General features: G+C 65.0%; 1 protein-coding gene and 1 pseudogene. Both read right to left on the bottom strand.

Annotated features, from left to right (window positions below):
- Positions 1-43: 43 nt before the first annotated feature.
- Positions 44-790, bottom strand: a pseudogene (locus tag QR64_RS11920) (linear amide C-N hydrolase); the annotation flags it as partial.
- A 179-nt stretch (positions 791-969) separates the two neighbouring features.
- Positions 970-2,619: an alpha/beta hydrolase gene (locus QR64_RS11915; RefSeq protein ID WP_039585321.1), complete on the bottom strand. Its 1,650-nt coding sequence runs from the start codon at positions 2,617-2,619 to the stop codon at positions 970-972.
- Positions 2,620-2,734: the final 115 nt, after the last annotated feature.

The following is a 2,734-nucleotide window of genomic DNA, read 5'->3' as shown; positions in this document are numbered from 1 at the left end:
TCGCACCCAGCCGGCACCAGTACCACTGCTAACTGCGAAGAGCCGGTTTTCCGGGTTCGGGCACGCGGAACGGCTGCGCGGCATTGCGGATCACGCTGAGAACGCCCGCGATCGCCTGCACCTGGCTCTGCGGTTCCGGCAGACTGCCGACGTAATGCGCTGCGCGAGCGAACCTGTCGGACGCATTGCCGGTGCCGGGGAGTGGTGCGTCACCGCCGAATCCCTTCACCTTCTTCAGCAGTTCCAGCTGTTCACCGTAGGCGGGAGAGTTCGTCATGACGGCGTAGTCGCGGCTGTGCCAGACCGTCGGTGTGCCGTCGAGGTATTCGATGATCGCCGAGTCGCCGGTCGCGTCGTCGAGTGCGAGATGCACGGCGGGTACCTCACCGGTCGCCGGGTCGCCCAGCGGAACGACCTGCACGCCGGTCTTCTCGATCCAGTCGACGGCCTCGGCGACGGTCGCGAAGTTGTCGAGGAAGTACTGCATCCACACCGCGACACTGAGCGCGGGTCGGCTCTTGTCGTGGGTGCCGTAGTCCGATTCGGTGAGCCACAGGATGTGTCCGCCGAGGCCGGCCTCGTTGAGTCCGTCGACGGTCATCATGTCGTAGGCGCCCGCGACCACACTGCCGTACTTCGAGGTCCACGAGAGTTGTCCACCGACACCGTCGTCGCGGGTGATGCCCCGGGGGAGCGCCCACAGATTGGTGGCGGTTTCGCGGTGGTAATCCATGTTGCGTCCCACGAGCACTTGACCGGACGGGCCGTTCCACACAACTCGTGTGCACATATGCGCCACCTTCAGGCGGTAGATCCGTGTCGACGAATTATCTCCTCGTGAATCGACGTACTCCGGTTCGCATTCCTGTGTCGATTCACAAGCGATATCGAGGTTGTATCACGAGGTGGTGCGAGAAATCTGGAGAAAACTCGGTTCGCCGGACTAAGCGGGAGGGTGAATTCTTCTCGTCACCCGTCCGACGACAGTGCGTCGAAGACCGCCTTCACGCGCACCTCGTCCTCGATGCCGAGAATGTCCGCCCAGAAAAATCCCGCCTCGGTCGTGTAGGCGTGGCCGTGGCCGCCGGGGACTTCGGCGGCAAACACCATGTCCAGGGTGACCTGCCAGAACGTCACGAACGGAATCCACGTCATCCCCTTGTCGATGTCGGCGCCGCGTTCCTCGCGCAACCAATCCGGGCGGTGCCGAACAAGCTGGGAGGACCACCACACGATCGGATCGCTGGGATGCTGCCAGTACACGATGCGGGGAGATTCCCAGTCGCGGAGGCCGTCGAGATCGGTGAGGTCGTCGGGAGTCGCAGCGAATCGCACGTTCTGGCCACCGTAGATGACCGGAAGAATTTCGCGGCTGCCGGGATCGCGCGAATCGGTGATTCGTCGCCATTGCTCCGTGAAATTCGGTGTGCCCACCCACAGAGCGCCGTCGGTTCGGGTGATCATGTCCTGCACGCCGGCGAAGGCCGATTGACCTCCGTACGAGCCCAGTGATTCGCCGAAGACGAGTAACTTCGGCCGGGTTTCCGGATCGAGAACACTCCACCGCGCGTACACCGCCTCGAACAGCGCGCGACCTGCATTGCGGGGCGAGACCCGATCGGCGAGGAAAGCCAGGGGACTGGCGAGGAACGAATACTGCATGGCCGCGATGGCAGAGTTGCCGTCGGAGAGGTATTCCAGTGCGGCGGCGACGTCCTGGTTGACCCAGCCACGACCGGTCGTCGTGGCCACGGCGAGGTACTCGCGGTCGAAGGCACCGGTGCGGTCGAGTTCGGCAACGACATGCGAGGCGAGCACCTCCATCTCGTCGTAGTCCGTGTAACCGTCGAGACTGTCCAGGGAGCGGTAACCGGCGTAGACGCGGATCGGCATCATCGCGGGTTCCCCGGTCACCGCGGTGATCTCCTCCGGAGACGGACCGCCTGCGACGAACGTGCGGCCCTCACGGCCCAGCGAATCCCACGGTTCGAGCGACGCGTCCGACCCGGATCGTTCCGGTGCCTGCGGCTGCTCGACCCCGTCTGCAGTGCCTTCGTCCACAGCCATCGCCGATCCGTTGGTGATCCGCGCGATCTCCACCGACAGCAGACCTTCCACCGCCCAGAACACGATCAACCCGACCAGCACGACACTCACGATGCGCGCCAGGGGTGCCGGCAACACGCGGACGACGAGTCCGGTGACCCACTGCGCCACACGCCGCAGACCGCGGCCGATGACGAGCAGGAGCAGCGCCACCACCACGGCGACGAGCAGCACACCCGGATAGTCCCAGCTACTGCCGGGATCCATCCCGACGAGTTCGCGGCTGATGTCCTGCCACCACGAACCGAGGACGAGGAAGGTCGGCACCACCACGACGGCGACCACCGCGAGCAGGTACCAACCGACCTTCTTGACGGTCGCCGACCAGTTCGTCTCGAAGCCGCACTTGCGGACGATCCACGCGAGGAGCACGCCGATGCCGTAGCCCGTGATGACGCTGATGCCGGTCGCGACACCCTGCAGGTACCAGGGGCGTGGAAGCAGGGACGGCGACAGCGACCAGCAGTAGAACAGCAGCGCGACGGCCAGCCCGACCGGATGGAACCGTCCCAACCATCGCAGGATCCCGTCCTTCAGCCGAGCCGAGAACGATGGGGATGGCTCAGGAGGTGCGGGCTGTGTATCGGGCTCTTCGCAGTTAGCAGTGGTACTGGTGCCGGCTGGGTGC

Source organism: Rhodococcus sp. Chr-9 (assembly GCF_000801125.1).
Classification (GTDB): domain Bacteria; phylum Actinomycetota; class Actinomycetes; order Mycobacteriales; family Mycobacteriaceae; genus Rhodococcus; species Rhodococcus pyridinivorans.
Note: the sequence above shows the minus strand (reverse complement) of the source record. Positions and strands in the feature narration are given on the sequence as shown.